We start from the raw sequence: 17,596 nt of genomic DNA, 5'->3' as shown, positions 1-17,596 counted from the left end.
AAGTTCAGGGCGACGATGTCTGATTATAATAGCGCGTCGCGACAAGGAGAGGAACTGGCATGAGCAATTTTGAATTGGTATCCGACGGACTGCGCTTTCCTGAAGGTCCGGTGGCGATGGACGATGGTAGCATTATCCTGGTGGAGATTGCCGAAGGCCGCATCACGCGCGTACTTCCAGATGGCACCAAGGAAACCGTGGCCGAACCGGGCGGCGGTCCGAACGGCGCGGCGATCGGCCCGGATGGCAAGCTCTATGTCTGTAACAATGGCGGCTTCGAATATCTTGAGAGTGACGGCATGCTGGCCCCCCATGGGATCGCCAGCGACTATTCGGGTGGTCGAATCGAACGCATCGATCTGGCGACTGGCGCGATCGAGACTTTGTACAAGTCGGGCGATTTCGACTGTGTATTGCGCGGTCCGAATGACATTGTCTTTGACGCGCATGGCGGCTTCTGGTTCACCGATCATGGCAAGGTGGATTATGCCAAACGCTGCCATGACATTGTCGGCATCTTCTATGCCAAGGCCGATGGCAGCCATCTCGAAGAGGTGATCTTCCCGTCCAACAACCCAAATGGCATCGGCCTCTCGCCCGACGGCAAGACGCTCTATGCGGCCGAGACCTACACATGCCGGTTGATGAAGTTCAACATCACTGAACCTGGCAAGGTGGCCGACGACGCCGGACCCGGCGGCCCCGGCATCCCTGTCTATCGCCCGGCCGGCTACAAATTCTTCGATAGCCTCGCCGTGGATGGCGATGGCAATGTGTGTATTGCCACAATTGGCGAATGTGGGATTTCGGTCGTCTCCCCGGATGGGTCGTTGGTCGAATTCGTCGCGACTGATGATATCTTTACGACTAATGTCTGTTTTGGCGGGCCGGACATGAAAACGGCTTGGCTGACGCTCTCGGGGACGGGCAGATTGGTCAAGATGGAATGGCCGCGTCCGGGCCTGAGACTGGAACATAACGCCTGATTTCAGGCCTTTCAGTCTTGGAGAAAATGATGAAATTACAGGTGGTAACCGGCGGGCTCTTACTCGCAATCGGTGCTGCGGCTTTGCCAGCACAGGCCCATGACATGGCGGCGTTCGATGCAGCGGCGGCTCAAGCCGTGCTCAATGGCTGCGTTGTCCATGCCGAAGCCAATGGCCAAAGCCAGGGCATCGTTGTTGTTGATGCCGGCGGCCATATCATGGCGGCACTCCGGATGGATGGAAATGGGCCTGGCGCAATCGCCTTTGCCGAAGAGAAGGCCTATGCGGCCGCGACCTGGGGTTTCCCGACATCCGGCATGGAGCAGGGCGCTCGTAACACTCCCGGCTTTGCCGACGCACCTGGCGTAGTCACCGTCGGTGGTGGGGTCCCCATTTATGACGCAACCGGCCAGCATCGGCTTGGCGCGATCGGTGTATCGGGCGAACCACCCGAAGACGATATCGCCTGTGCCGAGGCCGGGATTGCGGCCGCCGGCTTCTTGCCGAGCCGTGTCAGGCAGTAGCGAGCTGGCTTTTCATCGCGGCAAACCGTCGCATCCGCGAAGCTATTGTTTGACCGGTGCGATTCATCGCCTCTAAGGACCACGCAGAAATTTTCGGCGAGGATGGCGATGAACAAGACGACGGTGATTTGGGATTTCGGTGGCGTGATAACATCCTCGCCCTTCGATGCGTTCAATCGCATGGAAGAAGAACGCGGCATGCCGATCAACAGTGTGCGCAAGATCAATGCGGCTGACCCGGACAGCAATGCCTGGGCGAAGTTCGAGCGATCAGAGATTAATGCGGCTGAATTCGATACGCTGTTTGCGGAAGAAGCACGGGCCGTCGGTGTCGAGCTGCGCGGAAGCGATGTGCTTGCCTGCCTGTCTGGCGATATCCGACCGCGGATGGTTGAGGCGTTGGACATTTTGAAATCCAAAGGTTTCGCCATTGGCTGCATCACCAACAATGTGCCGGCCGGCAAAGGTGCCGGAATGGCGGGCAGCGCGGAAAAAGCGGCAGCAATTGCCGAGATCATGGCGCGGTTCGATCATGTGATTGAAAGCTCCAAGGTCGGTGTGCGCAAGCCCGATCCGCGAATTTACGAGATGATGTGCGACGCACTGGAGGTCGAAGCTACGGCCTGCGTCTATCTCGACGATCTGGGTATCAACTGTAAGCCCGCTGCCGGATTGGGCATGGCTGCGATCAAGGTGGTCGGCGAAGATAAGGCGCTTGTAGATCTGGGCACCGTTCTTGAATTTGAAGACGGTTGGGTGTGATCTTCCTCCGGTCATTTGCCGGCTTTCTTCTGGCCCTGGCCGTCCTGTTTAGCGGACCAGCACAGGCAGACAACGGCCGGCTACTGATTGTCGGCGGCGGTTTGCTGCTCGAAAATGAAGCAGTCTATCGCGCGCTGATCGACAATCGCCCTGAGGACAGCCCTGGCATCGCGATTATTGCAGCGGCCGGGGTCGACGGATCTGCTCGAGCGACCACATTTGCTGGCCATCTTATGCATCACGGCGTCGATCCGGAGGTCATTACTATTGTCGCTCTTGCCACGGTCGATGATCCCGACACGCCCGATATCGACGAAGGTGATTGGGTCGCCAACGCCGCTAATCCCCAAGAGATTGCCAAGATCGAAAATGCGGGAGCGATTTGGTTCACTGGCGGGGACCAGGCTCGACTGAACCGTACACTGGTGCGCCCCGGGGGCATTGATAGCCCGATGCTGGCAGCGATCCGTGCCCGCCTTGCCGCCGGCGCCATTATTGGCGGCACCAGTGCGGGAGCGGCAGCCATGAGCAGCCCGATGATAGCGCGCGGTGGACCGTTCGAAGCGCTATTTGGTCCGGTCGGTGACACGCCGAGCGATGAAACCAACCCGTCGGAACCATTGGTTTTAATGCAGGGACTCCGTTTCTTTGCGCCGTTCACGATTGACCAGCATTTGATGGAACGGGCGCGCTTGGGTCGGCTCGCGCGCGCAACCGCCCGGCAACCAGGTCCGGCACGTCTGGGGATCGGCATCGATGAGGATACAGCATTGCTGGTTAATCTGTTCGAGCGCCGGGGCACCGTTATCGGGCGTGGTGCGGTCACTGTTCTTGACGCGCGCGACGCTGTGGTCAGTGCCGATGCAATCACCGGCATCCGCCTGTCACGATTGCATGATGGCGATCGGATCGGTCTCAATAGTTTCGAAGTCACGCCGTCCGATACGCGCCTGTCGGTTGCCGATCGCGATCGCATTTTCGGCGGGCTCTGGCCGACGCTTGAACCGCTGCAATTCCTCGAGAGCGAAGCGATTGGCTTTCACACATCGGAAATGCGCCGCGGTACCACTATCCGCGTCTCCGCCCGCCTGTCCTATGCCAAGCGGACCGCCACTTTCACGCTCAGCGGGGATAGCGATACCCGCTATTGGCGCCGCGATAGTGATTATGGCTGGAACGGCACGCTGACCGGCGTGCGTCTGTCGCTGACGACTGAAACCGCCGAATAGCCGCTCCGCGCCTTAGTGCGTCATAAACACCGGCACTGGCGATTGCTGGATGAAGTGACGCGACACTCCACCGAATAGCGTCTCGCGCAGCCGGCTATGGCTGAAAGCACCCATCACCATATAGTCGGCGCTGCGTTCGAGCAGCAGGTCGTGCATTTCATCGGCAATCTTGTCTTGCCGCTCGCGGCGAATCAGTTCGGTCTTGATGCCATGGCGTGACAGATAGGCACAGGCCTTGGCGGCCGGGAAATCCTTTGGATCTTCACCGATTGTGACAACCTCGACCGAATTGGCGACCTGCAGGAGCGGGATCGCTGCCCGCATTGCGTTGGCAGCCGGCGCCGAGCCGTTCCAGGCGACGACAGCCTTGCCAGCGCAGTTAAATGCCTTGCTGGACTGCGGCACTGCCAGGATCGGACATTCGGCTTCCATGACAAAATAAGTGACGCTCGACGCGAGATCGGCATCGCTGTCGCCAGACGGTTCACTGAGCACCGCTACGTCGGCAACCCGGGACTGGGCGACCAGCACGTCATCGGGCGCGCCATCGACCGAGAGGAAATCCCAGGCCACGTCTTCATTGTCCATTTCCGCCTTGAGCATGGTCTGTTTGCGGGTCGCTTCTTCGAGCGCCGCTTCACGCTGTTCGGCCACGAAATAGGATCCGCCAAAGGGATCGAGTGCGACATAATCGCTGACCGCAATGCCATGCAGAAAGCTGATATGACCGTTTGTGGCGCGGCCTAGATCAAGCGCGGCTTGCAGGCGGGATTCAAGGCCTTCTTCATTATTCACGGGGAGCAGGATGGATCGCATGATCAATCTCCTTGGCTAGATGAGCATTTCCCCATAATAGTAGGAGGCAATCGTCGATCCGCATTGATCGAAGTCAAAGCCTATCGACCGAAAACTGCGGCGATTGCAGCTTTTGCGTGTATGATCGCAGACAGGACAATTGACCCGACTCCACGGCCTTGCCTAATGGCCGGTGACAAGAAACGCCCGCCGGAGCGCATTATGCAAAAGATATACCCTGACGCCGCCGCCGCGCTGGATGGCCTGCTATTTGATGGCATGCACATCTGCGCCGGAGGATTTGGCCTATGTGGCATCCCCGAACGCCTGATTGACGCGATCCGGGATGCCGGAACCAAAGAGCTGACCATTGCGTCCAACAATGCGGGGATTGACGGGGAGGGGCTCGGCAAGCTGCTGCGCACCCGCCAGGTCAAAAAGATGATCTCCTCCTATGTCGGGGAGAATAAGGAATTCGAACGCCAGTTCCTTGCCAAGGAGCTGGAGGTGGAATTCTGCCCCCAGGGGACACTCGCCGAACGCTGCCGGGCCGGCGGCGCAGGCATTCCGGGTTTCTATACGAAAACCGGCGTCGGCACGGTTGTTGCCGAGGGCAAGGAAGTGAAGCAGTTTGCCAATCATGATGGCGTTATGGAGGATTATATCCTCGAGCGCGGTATCTTCGCGGACCTGTGCATCATCAAGGGCTGGAAGGCCGATACCAGCGGCAATCTGGTGTTCCGCAAGACGGCGCGGAACTTCAACCAACCGATGGCAACCGCGGGCAAGATTTGCGTCGCCGAAGTCGAGGAGATTGTCGAGGTCGGCGCGCTCGATCCGGACTGCATTCATTTGCCAGGAATTTACGTCAAACGGCTGATCGACGGATCGCCCTATGACAAGCAGATCGAGTTCGAGACCACCCGCGAAAGGGAGACGGCCTGATGAGCGATGCACCCAAAGGCTGGGACCGGAACCAGATGGCCGCACGGGCCGCGCAGGAGCTTGAGGACGGCTATTATGTCAATCTCGGTATCGGCATCCCGACGCTGGTCGCCAATCATATCCCGGACGGCGTGGAGGTCACGCTGCAATCCGAAAACGGTATGCTCGGTATCGGACCCTTTCCCTATCCGGACGAAATCGATCCGGACCTGATCAATGCGGGTAAGCAGACAATCAGCGCGCTTCCGTCATCAAGCTATTTTGGTTCGTCCGACAGTTTTGCGATGATCCGCGGCGGACATATCGACCTGACGGTTTTGGGCGCGATGGAAGTGGCGGAAAATGGCGATATCGCGAACTGGATGATCCCGGGCAAGATGATCAAGGGCATGGGCGGCGCGATGGATCTGGTTGCCGGCGTGAAGAAAATCATCGTCGTGATGGATCACAATTCCAAGGCCGGAGATCCCAAGTTCATCCCCGAATGTACGCTGCCGCTGACCGGAACCAATGTCGTCGACATGATCATCACCAATCTCTGCGTATTCCATCGGCCGGATCATGATGGCCCATTCGAGCTCATTGAGCTGGCACCGGGTGTGACGCTTGAGGAAGTCGGTGAAAAGACGACGGCCCATTATATCGAGCGGGTTGGGCAGGCTGCCTGATCGGATGCTGCGCTAGGATATCCGCATGCGCGTCCTGCTGACCGGATCATCTGGCTGGCTGGGGCGATATCTTGCGCCGATGTTGCAAGCTGCCGGACATGAGTGCGTGGGACTCGACATCGTTCCCGGCGCATATACCCAGATCATTGCGTCAGTCGCCGACCGCACCGCCATTGACCAGGCGTTCGCGGATTACAGGACCGAAGCCGTCATCCATGCTGGCGCGCTCCACAAGCCGGATATTGCCCGAAACCCGGCACAGGCGTTCATCGATACCAATGTTTCGGGCACGCTGAACTTGCTCGAAGCAGCGATCGCAGCCGGCCATGACCGTTTTGTGTTTACATCGACAACTTCGCTGATGATCCGGGCCGATGTCCGCGCGGGCAAAGAGGGCGGCGCGCAACAGGCGTGGTGGCTCGATGAGGAATTTGGTCCGCTACGACCCCGCAACATCTATGGAGTGACAAAGCTTGCCGCCGAACATCTGTGCCGCCTCTACCATGAGTTGCATGGTCTCGACGTTGCGATTCTGCGCACTGGACGCTTCTTCCCCGAAGACGATGATACGCACAGCGAACCAAGCGGCGAGAATTTGAAAGCCAATGAATTTCTGAACCGCCGCCTTACCGTTGAGGATGCGGCACGCGCGCATGTTACGGCGCTGGGCGCTGCGCCCGGTATGGGGTGCGAGACATATATCCTATCCGCCCCACCCCCCTTTGGGCAGGCTGAGGCCGCGGCGCTGATCGACGACGCGCCCGCCGTTATTGCGCGCCACTTTCCCGATGCTGCCGATATCTATGCGCGACGTGGCTGGACGCTGCCCCCCTATATCGATCGCGTCTATGATCCTTCGAAATTCGTTCGACATACGGGTTTTCGGTTCGACACCGACTTTGCCACAATTCTCAACGCCTTGCAGAGCGATGGTCCGCTCCCCTATGCCCATGACCCGGATTATGTGTCGCCGATTGTAAGGCGATAGGCTGAGTGAGCGGGAGGGACACATGAAGAAATGGATCTACTGGCTAGGGGCTGTTCTTGCAGTTCTCGCCTTAGCCTTTTGGTGGCTACTTCTTGATGCGCGCGCCCCGGCATCGGCAGAAGATGTCTTCGATCTCGATGCCTATCGCACGATGGTGAGTGAGGATGCTGGCAACCTGCCGGTCGAAATCCGCATCGAAACCGTCGGTACGGATACGGCACCGGGTTTTGCGGCGGACGCGGGAGATTTTGGCCGGGAATTCCAGCTTGCCTACACCGCACTTCAAATTGTCTGGCCTGACCAAGCGATCGTCATCGGTGGGGCAGCCGATGAAGCAACCGCCGCCGAAATGGCGCAGTCTGCGGAAACGTCTCACTTTGATGGCGATGCCTATCAACGGGTCTTGGAGGCAATGCTGCAAGCCGAACAGGTCCTGATCACGCATGAGCATCTTGATCATGTCATGGCGATCGCACGTCACCCCGATCCGGCGGCTTTGGCGCCGCGCTTGCGGCTCAATGCACTGCAGCTCGATGCGATGCCCCAATTCGCCATTGATGGTGAGTTGGCGGGCGAGATTGCCGGTTCAGCAACTACCAGTTTCGATGGGCCCGAGCGTATTGCACCTGGCGTGGTCCGCGTCCCAAGCGCTGGCCATACGCCGGGTACGCAATCCTTTTATGTCCGGCTGGCCTCGGGCGAGGAATATTTCCTGATCGGCGATATCGTCTGGGCGATGAGCAATATAGACAATCTCTCGACCCGCCCAAGGCTCCTCCAATATCTCATGTTCGATCCCAATGAGGATCGACCCAATGTGCTGGCTCAGGTCCGCGCGCTCCATGACATGCGAACAGCCAATCCGGACATCATTTTGGTACCCAGTCATGACCGTGATCACCTGGACGCATTGGTGGCAAACGGACAGCTCCGGTCCAATTTTCTCTTGCGCAGTGAAGATTTAGGCGAGAATGACGCTGCGACCACACCGGATTCCTGATTCCCCTCAAAGGACCATTTCATGACCATCAAGCTTCATCATCTGCGCTTTTCGCGCTCGACGCGCATCATCTGGCTGCTCGAAGAGCTTGGGCTCCATTACGAGATGGAGGAGCATCACCGGCATCCGGAAACCAATCGCTCGCAGGAAGATCTGTTTGCGATTCATCCGCTCGGAAAGGCGCCCACGGTCGAGATTGACGGCCATGTCATGGTCGAGTCCGGGGCGATCATCGAATATATCATCGAGACGCGCGGCGAGGGGCAGTTGGCTCCGTCATCAAACGCGGATCGGGCGCCTTATCTTGAATGGCTGCAATTTGCCGAAGGCACGCTGTCGATGCCGATCCTGCTGACTTTGCTTGGGCCACGCTTTGGCGGTCTTGGAGATGTGTTGGGCGGATTTGTCGGCGGAGAAGTCACCAAATTGCTCGATTATATTGACGGCCATCTGGAAGGGCGCGAATTCCTGCTGGGTGACACATTCACCGGCGCCGATATCAATCTCGAATATCTGCTCGAGCTGTCCAATCTTGTCAGCCTGCTCGACGAACGTCCCAATGCGAAAGCTTATCTTGGCCGGTTGATGAATCGTCCGGCGTACAAGAAAGCTATCGAGATCGGTGGTCCGCTGGTTGATCTGCCTGGCTAGGCGAGGGCGTGCCTAGCGGCTGCGTCCGCGGGCGGTCACCGGCCAAATATCGACGAGCGTATCATCCTCGACGACATGATAGGCGTCGTGCAAGTTAACGGTCGGATCGCAGTGCGGGACTTGCACTGAGACGGTAGCGCCATGGTCAAACTCATGGTCCGCATTGATCAATGCGCCATGTTCGTCGCCCATGAAAATATATCTCGTTTCCTCGGGGACGCCGTCCATCACGATTGGCGTGCCTCCATCAGTCGACAAGGCTTTGAAGCCAGCGTCGACTGTCGCCATGCCTGGCGTGTTGCAGCTGATAATCCGCGTATCAACGAGCAGGGCTGTTTCGAAATTCTCCGCTTCGGCGAAGAGCTCGCACTCCCCATATTCATTGTCCATGAAGACATAAGATCCGACCTGCAGCTCGTTGAACAGTCCAAGTTCAGCGTCAATTTCATGGGTGCCGGTACCACCGCCGCTGATGATTTCCGGCGACATTCCGGCATCGGACAAAAGCGTGACTATCCCGCGCAGATAGTCGGTCCGCTCGATGATCGCGGTGCGCCGTTCTTCATAGGATTGTATGTGTTGATGCAGCCCGCAATAGAATTGCAGACCGCGAAATCGCAACGATGCATGGCGGGATATTTCTTCGGCGAGCGCCAAGGCGGCTTCGGGCGAAGCAACGCCTGTGCGGTGAATGCCCGGATCGATATCGATGAGGACATGCAACGGATCATCCTCGTCAAACACGGCTGCCAGTTTTTTGGCATTGTCCGGGTGATCGACCACGAGCATCAGTTCCGATGTTTCCGATGCGAGCTTGGCCAGGCGAGTGATGGCTGCGTCCGATACGATAGGCGAGGTGATCAGGATGCTGGGAATGGGGCCAGCGGACACGAGCGCCTCAGCCTCACCCAGCTTCGCACAACACACGCCTTTGGCACCGGCGGCGACCTGCAGGCTCGCAATCTCGAAGCTCTTATGCGTCTTTGCATGGGGACGCAGGCCGATCGCATGGCGTGCTGCAAACTCAGCCATCCGGTCAATATTTCGGCCCAAGGCTTTGCGATCTATCACCAATGCAGGTGTGTTGAGCGATCGGCGGCCGCCTTGCTGACCCAAAAACCGTTCATTCTCGGAAGTGGCATTCATGACGATCTGTCCCCCAGCTGGAATAGCTCGGCCAAGGCCGGGTTAGCGAATTTTCCATCCGGGTCAGCAGCAAGGCAGGCGCTGCGAAACGCATCGGCCTTGGGGTACAGGCGCTGTACATCATCAAAAGCCAGGGTGTGGCGCTTCGCCCAATGCGGACGCCCGCCATGATCACGAAAAATAGCCTCGGCTTCGGCGAAGATATCGCGCCAGGCCATCTTCGCATATTGATGCATGGATATCGAAGCGCAGGGGCCATTGTTGAACGGGCTCATCCAGATATCGTCGCCAGCAACCAGCCGATATTCGAAGGGAAAGCTGACCGGCAGTTTCTCCCGCCGTATCCAGTCGATCACGGTGCGAAGCGCGGCAAAGCCGTTTGCGCGCGGCAGCTGGTGCTCCATCTCCTCAAAACGCGTATTCCGATCAGACGGGAAAATCACATAGGCCGGGCCGCGGCGCTCGCTGGATTTCATCTGCTTCATGATCTGGCGCTGCAGCGATGCCGTCAGCTTCGGCATTCGCGCGACCGTCTTGCAGTAAAGCGCGAAGGCCTTTTCATCCATGTCCGTGGTCTTGGTAGGGGAAGGGCATTCATCGCACGGCTGGAGCGTCTTCAGGATGGCAGTGTCGGCATAGGGAAAGGCCCAGAATTCGACATGGCGATATTCGCCGGCCAATTCGTCCCAGCGTTCCTCGAGCGCATCCATCGGGATCGCCTCGAGATGTTCTTCCAGATGATAGGCGGGGAGAATGTCGATCTTGATCGTGATGGCGATGCCCAGGAGACCCAGCGACAGGCGTTGCGCCTGAAAAAGCGATTCATTTCCTGTTGGACTGCATTCGACGACAGAACCATCAGCCAACATCAGACGAAAACCGCTCGCAATCGTGGCGAGACTTCCCAGATCTGCGCCGGTTCCATGCGTACCGGTCGATATCGCGCCCGCCAGGGACTGCGGGTTCACGTCACCCTGGTTCGGCAACGAATAACCGCGGTCCCATAGCCATTGGGTGAGCTTGGCGAGGCTCCAACCGGCGGGTGCCCATGCGCTCTTCCCGTCCTCGGCGATTGTCGGTTCGCCTTCGAGATTGTCGAGCCGAAGGAGCAGGCCATCTGTCTCGCATAGCGGCATGAAGCTGTGTCCGGCTCCGGTAACCCGGACCTTGTCATGTTGGGTGACGAGCTGCGCTAATTCCGCTTCGGATCGCGGCGAGGCAATCTGAGCCGGTTGGGCCTGAACGCTTCCGGACCAATTCTCCCAACTATTTGCTGTCATACGGCACCCTTTCGATAATCGGATACCCAGCGATGATGAAGCCGACAAGCGCAACCGGAATCAGGCTTCGACACAGATTCTCGTCAAACATCTCGCCGTTTTGTCCGTTTTGCGGTATCTTCTGTGCTTATGGGGGGACGTTTTCAAATCTATCTGATCAAGCCGACGCGCTACCATGACGACGGCTATCCACTGCAATGGTGGCGATCGATTGTGCCATCCAACTCGCTCGCTTGCATGGCTGGCATTGTCCAAGATGCCATTGCGCGCGGTGTCCTCGGTGATCTGGAATGCGATGTTCACACGCTTGATGAGATTCACAGCAAGGTGGACCCGAGGCGGATTGCGCGTGACATCAAGCGGTCTGGCGGGCGTGCATTCATTGGGCTTGTGGGCGTCCAGTCCAATCAGTTTCCACGAACCATGGAAATGGCGAAGGAGTTTCGTGCAGCGGATCTGCCCATATGCATTGGCGGTTTTCATGTTTCCGGCTGCATGTCGATGCTCAAGGAGTTGCCGCCTGAGCTTGTCGAGGCCCAAGCGATGGGCATAAGCTTTTTTGGTGGAGAGGCGGAGGATTGCCGCATTGATGAGGTGCTGCAGGATGCACTCAACGGCGAACTGAAACCCAGTTATGACTGGCTGAAGGACACGCCCAATATTGAGGGTGCGCCGATCCCGTTTCTCCCGCGCGAGCAGGTCGACAATAACACCAACGGCTTTTCGAGTTTTGATCTCGGACGCGGCTGCCCGTTTGAATGTTCCTTCTGCACGATCATCAATGTGCAAGGGCGCAAGAGCCGATTCCGCTCCGCCGACGATCTGGAACAGATTATCCGGGTCAATGCGGCTGAGGGAATTACCCGCTTCGTCCTGACCGATGATAATTTCGCCCGGAACAAGAATTGGGAAGTCTTTGCCGATCGGCTGATTGCCCTTCGCGAGGAAGGCCTGGCGATCAAGCTTGTAATCCAGGTCGATACGCTGGCCCATCGTATTCCGCGCTTTATCGAGAAATGCGTCCAGATGGGCGTGAACGAGATTTTCGTCGGCCTCGAAAATATCAATGCCGACAATCTCGAGGCTGCCAAAAAGCGCCAAAACCGCGTGGAAGAATATCGCGAGATGTTCCTCCTATGGAAGCAACATCCGGTCTATATCATCTGCGGCTATATCATCGGCTTTCCCAATGACAGCTATGAGAGCATCCAGAATGATATCGCGACCCTCAAGCGCGAACTGCCGATTGATTCCATATATCTCAATTATTTGACGCCGCTTCCTGGTAGCGAAGATCACAAGATTGCCTATGAAGCGGGGCAGTGGATGGACCCGGACCTCAACAAATATGATCTCAACCACCGGGTCACCCACCACCCGACGATGAGCGATGCGGAATGGGAGCGCGCCTATGAGGATGCGCATCGCAGTTTCTACAGCTGGGACCATATGGAAACCGTCATCCGGCGGATGGCCGCGCTCGGTTCCAACCAGAAGAAAATGACCGTCAATCGGCTGACCGCCTATCGCGAAGCCGTCCGCATAGCCGGCGTCGCAAAATTTGAATCCGGCTATATGCGCATCTATCGCCGCAAGCAGCGCCGGCCGGGCTTCAAAATAGAAAATCCGTTGATCTTCTATCCGAAATATTTCGCCAAGAATCTCTACATCACAATTGCTGTTGCTCGAACCTATGTCCGTCTGCGTCGGTTCATGAAACGGGTCATGAAAGATCCTGCGCGCTTCGACTATACAGATGAAGCGATCGTCGACGACAAGCGCACGGTCGATGTCCTGCTGACGGCGACCCGGTCGTCAGGTCAGGCCGAAATTCGCCGCCAGCATCGCGAAGACGCACAGGAAAATGCTGCCGCCTGATCAGCCCTGCGAGGCTAGAAGCTGATAAAGGCTCCGATCATGAACTGTTCGGGATCATAGGCCCCGCTGGCCTCGCGATGCCGATATTCGGCCCGCACGCCGACATCTGATCCGATCATATAGCGGGCGCCGATACCGTAGATGATCCCATCCATGGAATCGTCGCGTTCAAACTGCGCGCCGCTGGCGACATCGGTTACGGTTATGTCGACCTGCTCGCCGCCATAGCCGGCAATGCCATAAGCAGCGAAGCCGGGCAGGGGGGCGAGACCGAGCCGAGCCGTGGCGCTCCAGTTGAAGCGCGCTTGTGTTGATACCTGGCGATCAACGGTCCCATCGCGGACGAGCGCGGTGGTTTCGCCGGTTGAATCGCCGATCCCGGCTTCGACGGCCATATAGCCGAGCGGAAATGCGGGGAGCTCGACGCCAACATAGGCGCCATAATCCACGCCATTGCTTTCATCGCTTGTGACGATGGTTCCATCTTCGCCAAATCGACTGGCGCTGCGTTCGCCAGTGCCCGCCTCCACGCCCATGTAAATGTCCGGCACAAACGGGATGCTCTGCGCCTGGGCGGGCACGGCAATGACGGCTGCAATCGGGATTGCGATGGCTGATACGATAGGTTTCATGGTGCGATCCTACTCAATACACGGTTGCCCCCGGACCGGCTCTCGGCCCCAGAAAGCGGAATGGACAGCGCGAACCAACCAAATCGCGACGAACCGAATCAGCTTTGCGTTGGGTTGAATCTTCGCCAGAGCATTGGCGACACAAGAAAAGCTTCTTTTGCAGTGAAGAAGATTCGCGTTAGGGATGCCGCCATGAATCAACCACGTACGCTGTATGAGAAAATCTGGGACGCCCATGTCGTTGAAAGACGCGATGACGGCACCTGCATCATCTTCATCGATCGCCATCTCGTCCATGAAGTGACAAGCCCTCAGGCCTTCGAAGGACTACGCACCGCTGGCCGCCCGGTTCGTCGGCCAGACCTGACCCTCGCGGTGCCCGATCACAACCTTCCGACGACCGCCCGGCGCGATGCGGCTGGCAATCGTGTTCCAATCGCCGATCCGATGTCGGCGAAACAGCTTGAGGCGCTGGAAGCTAACGCCCCGGCCTTTGGCATTCGATACATTGATGATGCAGCGCCCGAACAGGGCATTGTCCATGTGGTCGGCCCTGAACAGGGCTTCACGCTGCCCGGTTGTACGTTGGTGTGCGGGGACAGCCATACTGCCGCCCATGGCGCGCTCGGCGCGTTGGCTTTCGGGATTGGCACCAGCGAAGTCGAACATGTGCTGGCGACCCAGACACTTTTGCTCAAACAGTCCAAGACAATGGAAATTCGCGTGGAGGGGAGCTTGGGCTTTGGCGTCTCACCCAAGGATGTCGTGCTCGCGATTATCGGGCGCATCGGCGCCGCAGGCGGCACCGGCCATGTGATCGAATATACCGGCTCGACAATCCGGGACATGAGCATTGAGGGCCGGCTGACGGTATCCAACATGTCGATCGAAGCCGGCGCGCGCGCTGGCCTGATCGCGCCGGATACCAAGACATATGCCTATTTGGAGGGCCGACCCATGGCGCCGACAGGCGCAGATTGGGATGCGGCGATGCAGTGGTGGCAATCGCTGCCGACCGATGTCGGCGCGAAATATGATTCGACCGTCGAACTAGCCGCTTCTCAGATCGCGCCGAACGTCACCTGGGGTACCAGTCCCGAGGACGTCGTGCAGATCACGGATAGTGTACCGGATCCGGCAAGTTTCGATGATGAATCGAAACGCGCAGCGGTTGAAAAATCATTGGATTATATGGGATTGACCCCCGGCCAGCGCATGGAAGACATCACGGTCGACAATATCTTTATCGGCAGCTGTACCAACAGCCGCATCGAGGATTTGCGTGCTGCCGCAGCCGTCGCCAAGGGGCGCAAGGTAGCCGATGGCGTCAAACAGGCATTGATCGTACCGGGATCGGGTCTCGTCAAACGCCAGGCCGAAGAAGAAGGGCTGGATCGCATCTTTGTCGAAGCCGGATTTGAATGGCGTGAGCCAGGCTGTTCGATGTGCCTGGGCATGAATCCTGATAAAGTACCGGCGGGTCAGCGTTGCGCATCAACGTCAAATCGCAATTTCGTTGGTCGTCAGGGGCCGGGTGCGCGCACGCATCTATTGTCACCGGCAATGGCCGCTGCGGCTGCCATTACGGGCCGATTGACCGATATAAGGGAGATGAAGGGATGAGGCGGTTGAAAGCTTTGGGAATGGCGCTGGCGGCGCTAGCGATGCCATTCGCCGCGGCGGCGCAGGATCGCGTGACGCCCGATATCGAAATGTGGCGGCTTGATTGCGGCGCCATCGCAATCAGTGACCTCGATGCCTTTGCGGATGGCTATCTGTATGAGGGCCGGGAAGGCCGCTTCACGGATAGCTGCTACCTGATCCGAAACGCGGATCGCTATCTGCTCTGGGATGCGGGGCTCCCATCGGCGCTTATCGACAGCCCGATGACACAGGGCATTTTTACCGTGTCGTTGGAACGCACTATTGCCAGCCAGCTTGCCGAAATCGGCGTCGCTGTCGAGGATGTCGATTTTCTCGGTCTCAGTCATCACCATTTCGATCATGTGGGCCAAACACCAGATTTTGCGGCTTCGACTCTGCTGTTGAACAGTCGCGATGTCGAAGCTCTGCGCGCCGGCGCTAACCCTCAATCGTCACAGATCCTCGCGGCTTGGTTGGAAGGTGGCGCTGCGATTACGGACTTCTCAGGCGATCATGATGTGTTTGGCGATGGCAGCGTCGTCATTCTGGCCATGCCGGGCCACACGCCGGGGCACAGCTCGCTATTGGTCCGCTTGCCCGAAACCGGAAACGTACTGCTGACTGGCGATCTCTATCATTTCCGTGAGCAAATCGAGAATCGCGGAATACCGCGTTTCAACACCGATCGCGCGGATACACTCGCGTCTTTTGAACGGTTTCTGCAGATCGATCAGGCGCTTGATGCGATGATCGTGATCCAGCACGATCCGGGTGATCTCGAGCGCTTGCCAGTCTTTCCGGAATCCGCGCGCTGATGGAACCGTTCAAACAAGTTGATGGCCGGGCCTATCCGTTCGGTCGGAAAAACGTCGATACCGATGTCATCATTCCCGCGGAATATCTGAAGACGATCAGCCGGGAAGGCCTGGGTGAGGGCGCGTTCAAAACCGTGCGCGCGGAAGACGGCAATGTCTTTGACAATCCCGAATATGCTGGATCGCCGGTGTTGATTGCGGGTGACAATTTTGGCTGCGGCTCGAGCCGTGAGCATGCAGCATGGGCGCTCAATGACATGGGTGTTCGCGTTGTAATCGCACCGAGCTTTTCGGACATTTTTTCCAGCAACGCCTTTAAGAATGGTATTTTGACGGTCGAACTGCCCCAAGAGGTTATCGACCGGTTGATGGAAGTGGCCGAAAGTGATCCAATCACCGTCGATCTGGAAAATCAGGTGGTCACAACACCATTCCAGGACCGTTTTGAATTCGCGGTCGATCCATTCCGCAAGTCTTGTCTCCTCGCAGGACTTGATGAGATCGGCTTGACCCTCGCCAGCGGGGACGCGATTGCCGCATATGAACAGAAAGCCAGCGCCGCTCGGCCATGGCTCGTAAAGGAGACGAACTGATGAAAGCCCTGCTGTCTTACGAAACCGGTGGACCCGAGACCCTCAAAATCGGGGAAGTTGATACACCGGAGGTAAAGCCGGGTCATGTGCGCGTGGCCGTGAAAGCCTGTGCCATCAACTATCCGGACGTGTTGATCATTATTGATCAGTATCAGTTCAAACCGGAACGGCCATTTGCCCCAGGCGGAGAAGTGTCTGGCGTCATCGACGCTGTCGGTGAAGGCGTGACGGACTTCGAAGTTGGAGATCGCGTGCTTGCCATGTGCGGCAATGGCGGCCTGTGCGAATATACCGTCACACCCGCAACCAGCGCGTTCAAGCTCCCCGATAGTGTCAGCTTTGAAGATGGGTCGGCGATGATTCTGACATATGGCACGACCATCCATGCCCTGCAGGATCGCGGCGATTTGAAAGAAGGCGAGAATCTCCTGGTGCTCGGCGCGGCTGGTGGCGTTGGTATGGCCGCTGTCGAGATCGGCAAGGCGATGGGTGCCCGGGTGATCGGTGCGGTTTCCAGCGAAGAAAAGGCGCAGGCCGTGCGCGATATCGGGGCGGATGAGACTATTATCTACGATCGGGGCCCACTGGACCGTGACGCGCAAAAGGCACTGTCCGCGCAGTTCAAGGAGCTTGGCGGGTCCCAGGGCATGGATGTCATCTATGATGCAGTTGGCGGGGATTATTGCGAACCGGCATTGCGTTCAATAGCCTGGGAAGGCCGCTATTTGGTCATTGGGTTTCCGGCCGGAATTCCCAAATTGCCGCTCAACCTTACCTTGCTGAAGAGCTGCGATGTGCGCGGCGTTTTCTGGGGGGCTTTTGCGGCGCGTGACCCGCAGCATAATCGCGCCAATATCGACAAGCTGTTCGATTGGTGGGCCGACGGCAAAATTTCTCCGCAGGTCACGGAAGTTTTTCCGTTCGAACAGGGCGGCGATGCGATCGCCAAGATGGGCGCGCGAAAAGCTATCGGAAAACTGGTCGTGAAAGTCGCCGATTAGCGGGAAACCGTTGCGCAGAGGCATTCGCCTCCCTATCTGCACTTCAACATAGTTTTACG

General features: G+C 57.9%; 18 protein-coding genes. 14 read left to right on the top strand and 4 right to left on the bottom strand.

Annotated features, from left to right (window positions below; translation table 11 throughout):
• The first annotated feature begins 59 nt into the window (after positions 1-59).
• The 4 genes from HFP51_RS07050 to HFP51_RS07035 all read left to right on the top strand — a co-directional run bounded on the left by HFP51_RS07050 (position 60) and on the right by HFP51_RS07035 (position 3,501).
• Positions 60-986 carry an SMP-30/gluconolactonase/LRE family protein gene (locus HFP51_RS07050; RefSeq protein WP_176875068.1) on the top strand — a complete coding sequence of 309 codons (927 nt, stop codon included), beginning with the start codon at positions 60-62 and terminating at the stop codon, positions 984-986.
• A 26-nt stretch (positions 987-1,012) separates the two neighbouring features.
• Positions 1,013-1,510, top strand: a complete 498-nt coding sequence (locus HFP51_RS07045; RefSeq protein WP_176875067.1) for a heme-binding protein — start codon at positions 1,013-1,015, stop codon at positions 1,508-1,510.
• A 108-nt stretch (positions 1,511-1,618) separates the two neighbouring features.
• Positions 1,619-2,272 carry an HAD-IA family hydrolase gene (locus HFP51_RS07040; RefSeq protein ID WP_176875066.1) on the top strand — a complete coding sequence of 218 codons (654 nt, stop codon included), beginning with the start codon at positions 1,619-1,621 and terminating at the stop codon, positions 2,270-2,272.
• Entirely contained in the window at positions 2,269-3,501 is a 1,233-nt protein-coding gene (locus tag HFP51_RS07035) for a cyanophycinase (RefSeq protein ID WP_255454969.1), read from the top strand. Before HFP51_RS07040 ends, HFP51_RS07035 begins: the two co-directional genes overlap by 4 nt.
• A 12-nt stretch (positions 3,502-3,513) precedes the next feature.
• Here the strand turns inward: HFP51_RS07035 and HFP51_RS07030 are convergent, their stop codons facing one another.
• Positions 3,514-4,317: a universal stress protein gene (locus tag HFP51_RS07030; protein WP_176875064.1), complete on the bottom strand. Its 804-nt coding sequence runs from the start codon at positions 4,315-4,317 to the stop codon at positions 3,514-3,516.
• A gap of 198 nt (positions 4,318-4,515) precedes the next feature.
• Here HFP51_RS07030 and HFP51_RS07025 point away from each other — a divergent pair, with 198 nt between their 5' ends.
• The 5 genes from HFP51_RS07025 to HFP51_RS07005 are packed head-to-tail and all read left to right on the top strand — an operon-like array spanning position 4,516 to position 8,548.
• Complete coding sequence (locus HFP51_RS07025) at positions 4,516-5,241, top strand: CoA transferase subunit A (RefSeq protein ID WP_176876583.1); 726 nt, start codon at positions 4,516-4,518, stop codon at positions 5,239-5,241.
• Entirely contained in the window at positions 5,241-5,909 is a 669-nt protein-coding gene (locus tag HFP51_RS07020) for a 3-oxoacid CoA-transferase subunit B (RefSeq protein WP_176875063.1), read from the top strand. Before HFP51_RS07025 ends, HFP51_RS07020 begins: the two co-directional genes overlap by 1 nt.
• Positions 5,910-5,934: 25 nt before the next feature.
• A complete protein-coding gene (locus HFP51_RS07015; protein ID WP_176875062.1) occupies positions 5,935-6,897 on the top strand; it encodes an NAD(P)-dependent oxidoreductase in 963 nt (320 codons plus the stop codon).
• A 22-nt stretch (positions 6,898-6,919) separates the two neighbouring features.
• Positions 6,920-7,897, top strand: coding sequence for a hypothetical protein (locus HFP51_RS07010; RefSeq protein ID WP_176875061.1), 978 nt, complete (start codon positions 6,920-6,922; stop codon positions 7,895-7,897).
• Between the two features lie 21 nt (positions 7,898-7,918).
• Positions 7,919-8,548, top strand: coding sequence for a glutathione S-transferase family protein (locus HFP51_RS07005; RefSeq protein ID WP_176875060.1), 630 nt, complete (start codon positions 7,919-7,921; stop codon positions 8,546-8,548).
• 12 nt (positions 8,549-8,560) lie between these two features.
• Here the strand turns inward: HFP51_RS07005 and HFP51_RS07000 are convergent, their stop codons facing one another.
• The gene (locus HFP51_RS07000) at positions 8,561-9,694 is read right to left on the bottom strand and encodes a DSD1 family PLP-dependent enzyme (RefSeq protein ID WP_176875059.1); all 1,134 of its coding nucleotides are present in this window, start codon (positions 9,692-9,694) and stop codon (positions 8,561-8,563) included.
• A complete protein-coding gene (locus tag HFP51_RS06995; RefSeq protein ID WP_176875058.1) occupies positions 9,691-10,974 on the bottom strand; it encodes a D-arabinono-1,4-lactone oxidase in 1,284 nt (427 codons plus the stop codon). The genes HFP51_RS07000 and HFP51_RS06995 overlap by 4 nt, the downstream gene beginning before the upstream one ends.
• A gap of 129 nt (positions 10,975-11,103) precedes the next feature.
• Between HFP51_RS06995 and HFP51_RS06990 the strand changes: the two genes are divergently transcribed.
• Complete coding sequence (locus tag HFP51_RS06990) at positions 11,104-12,852, top strand: radical SAM protein (protein WP_176875057.1); 1,749 nt, start codon at positions 11,104-11,106, stop codon at positions 12,850-12,852.
• Positions 12,853-12,866: 14 nt separating this feature from the next.
• On the opposite strand, the gene HFP51_RS06985 is transcribed toward HFP51_RS06990, so the two are convergent.
• The gene (locus HFP51_RS06985) at positions 12,867-13,484 is read right to left on the bottom strand and encodes an outer membrane protein (RefSeq protein ID WP_176875056.1); all 618 of its coding nucleotides are present in this window, start codon (positions 13,482-13,484) and stop codon (positions 12,867-12,869) included.
• A 192-nt stretch (positions 13,485-13,676) separates the two neighbouring features.
• Here HFP51_RS06985 and leuC point away from each other — a divergent pair, with 192 nt between their 5' ends.
• Genes leuC through HFP51_RS06965 form a run of 4 tightly spaced genes read left to right on the top strand, consistent with a single transcriptional unit; the run spans position 13,677 to position 17,537 of the window.
• Positions 13,677-15,107, top strand: coding sequence for a 3-isopropylmalate dehydratase large subunit (gene leuC, locus HFP51_RS06980; RefSeq protein ID WP_176875055.1), 1,431 nt, complete (start codon positions 13,677-13,679; stop codon positions 15,105-15,107).
• Positions 15,104-15,943 (top strand): N-acyl homoserine lactonase family protein, encoded by an 840-nt coding sequence (locus HFP51_RS06975; RefSeq protein ID WP_176875054.1) that lies wholly within the window; start codon positions 15,104-15,106, stop codon positions 15,941-15,943. Before leuC ends, HFP51_RS06975 begins: the two co-directional genes overlap by 4 nt.
• A complete protein-coding gene (leuD, locus tag HFP51_RS06970) occupies positions 15,943-16,536 on the top strand; it encodes a 3-isopropylmalate dehydratase small subunit (RefSeq protein WP_176875053.1) in 594 nt (197 codons plus the stop codon). Before HFP51_RS06975 ends, leuD begins: the two co-directional genes overlap by 1 nt.
• Positions 16,536-17,537, top strand: coding sequence for an NADPH:quinone oxidoreductase family protein (locus tag HFP51_RS06965; protein ID WP_176875052.1), 1,002 nt, complete (start codon positions 16,536-16,538; stop codon positions 17,535-17,537). The genes leuD and HFP51_RS06965 overlap by 1 nt, the downstream gene beginning before the upstream one ends.
• The last annotated feature ends 59 nt before the right edge of the window (positions 17,538-17,596 follow it).

Origin of the sequence: Parasphingopyxis sp. CP4, from assembly GCF_013378055.1 — a bacterium.
Lineage (GTDB): Bacteria > Pseudomonadota > Alphaproteobacteria > Sphingomonadales > Sphingomonadaceae > Parasphingopyxis.
Note: the sequence above shows the minus strand (reverse complement) of the source record. Positions and strands in the feature narration are given on the sequence as shown.

Bases quoted from the DNA above. Each gene is read 5' to 3' on its own strand.
- HFP51_RS07045 (WP_176875067.1), top strand. From the start codon at position 1,013: ATGATGAAATTACAGGTGGTAACCGGCGGGCTCTTACTCGCAATCGGT.
- HFP51_RS07020 (WP_176875063.1), top strand. From the start codon at position 5,241: ATGAGCGATGCACCCAAAGGCTGGGACCGGAACCAGATGGCCGCACGG.
- HFP51_RS07050 (WP_176875068.1), top strand. From the start codon at position 60: ATGAGCAATTTTGAATTGGTATCCGACGGACTGCGCTTTCCTGAAGGT.
- HFP51_RS07010 (WP_176875061.1), top strand. From the start codon at position 6,920: ATGAAGAAATGGATCTACTGGCTAGGGGCTGTTCTTGCAGTTCTCGCC.
- HFP51_RS07030 (WP_176875064.1), bottom strand. From the start codon at position 4,317: ATGCGATCCATCCTGCTCCCCGTGAATAATGAAGAAGGCCTTGAATCC.
- leuD (WP_176875053.1), top strand. From the start codon at position 15,943: ATGGAACCGTTCAAACAAGTTGATGGCCGGGCCTATCCGTTCGGTCGG.
- HFP51_RS07040 (WP_176875066.1), top strand. From the start codon at position 1,619: ATGAACAAGACGACGGTGATTTGGGATTTCGGTGGCGTGATAACATCC.
- HFP51_RS07005 (WP_176875060.1), top strand. From the start codon at position 7,919: ATGACCATCAAGCTTCATCATCTGCGCTTTTCGCGCTCGACGCGCATC.
- HFP51_RS06975 (WP_176875054.1), top strand. From the start codon at position 15,104: ATGAGGCGGTTGAAAGCTTTGGGAATGGCGCTGGCGGCGCTAGCGATG.
- HFP51_RS06995 (WP_176875058.1), bottom strand. From the start codon at position 10,974: ATGACAGCAAATAGTTGGGAGAATTGGTCCGGAAGCGTTCAGGCCCAA.
- HFP51_RS07015 (WP_176875062.1), top strand. From the start codon at position 5,935: ATGCGCGTCCTGCTGACCGGATCATCTGGCTGGCTGGGGCGATATCTT.
- HFP51_RS06965 (WP_176875052.1), top strand. From the start codon at position 16,536: ATGAAAGCCCTGCTGTCTTACGAAACCGGTGGACCCGAGACCCTCAAA.
- HFP51_RS06990 (WP_176875057.1), top strand. From the start codon at position 11,104: ATGGGGGGACGTTTTCAAATCTATCTGATCAAGCCGACGCGCTACCAT.
- HFP51_RS06985 (WP_176875056.1), bottom strand. From the start codon at position 13,484: ATGAAACCTATCGTATCAGCCATCGCAATCCCGATTGCAGCCGTCATT.
- HFP51_RS07000 (WP_176875059.1), bottom strand. From the start codon at position 9,694: ATGAATGCCACTTCCGAGAATGAACGGTTTTTGGGTCAGCAAGGCGGC.
- leuC (WP_176875055.1), top strand. From the start codon at position 13,677: ATGAATCAACCACGTACGCTGTATGAGAAAATCTGGGACGCCCATGTC.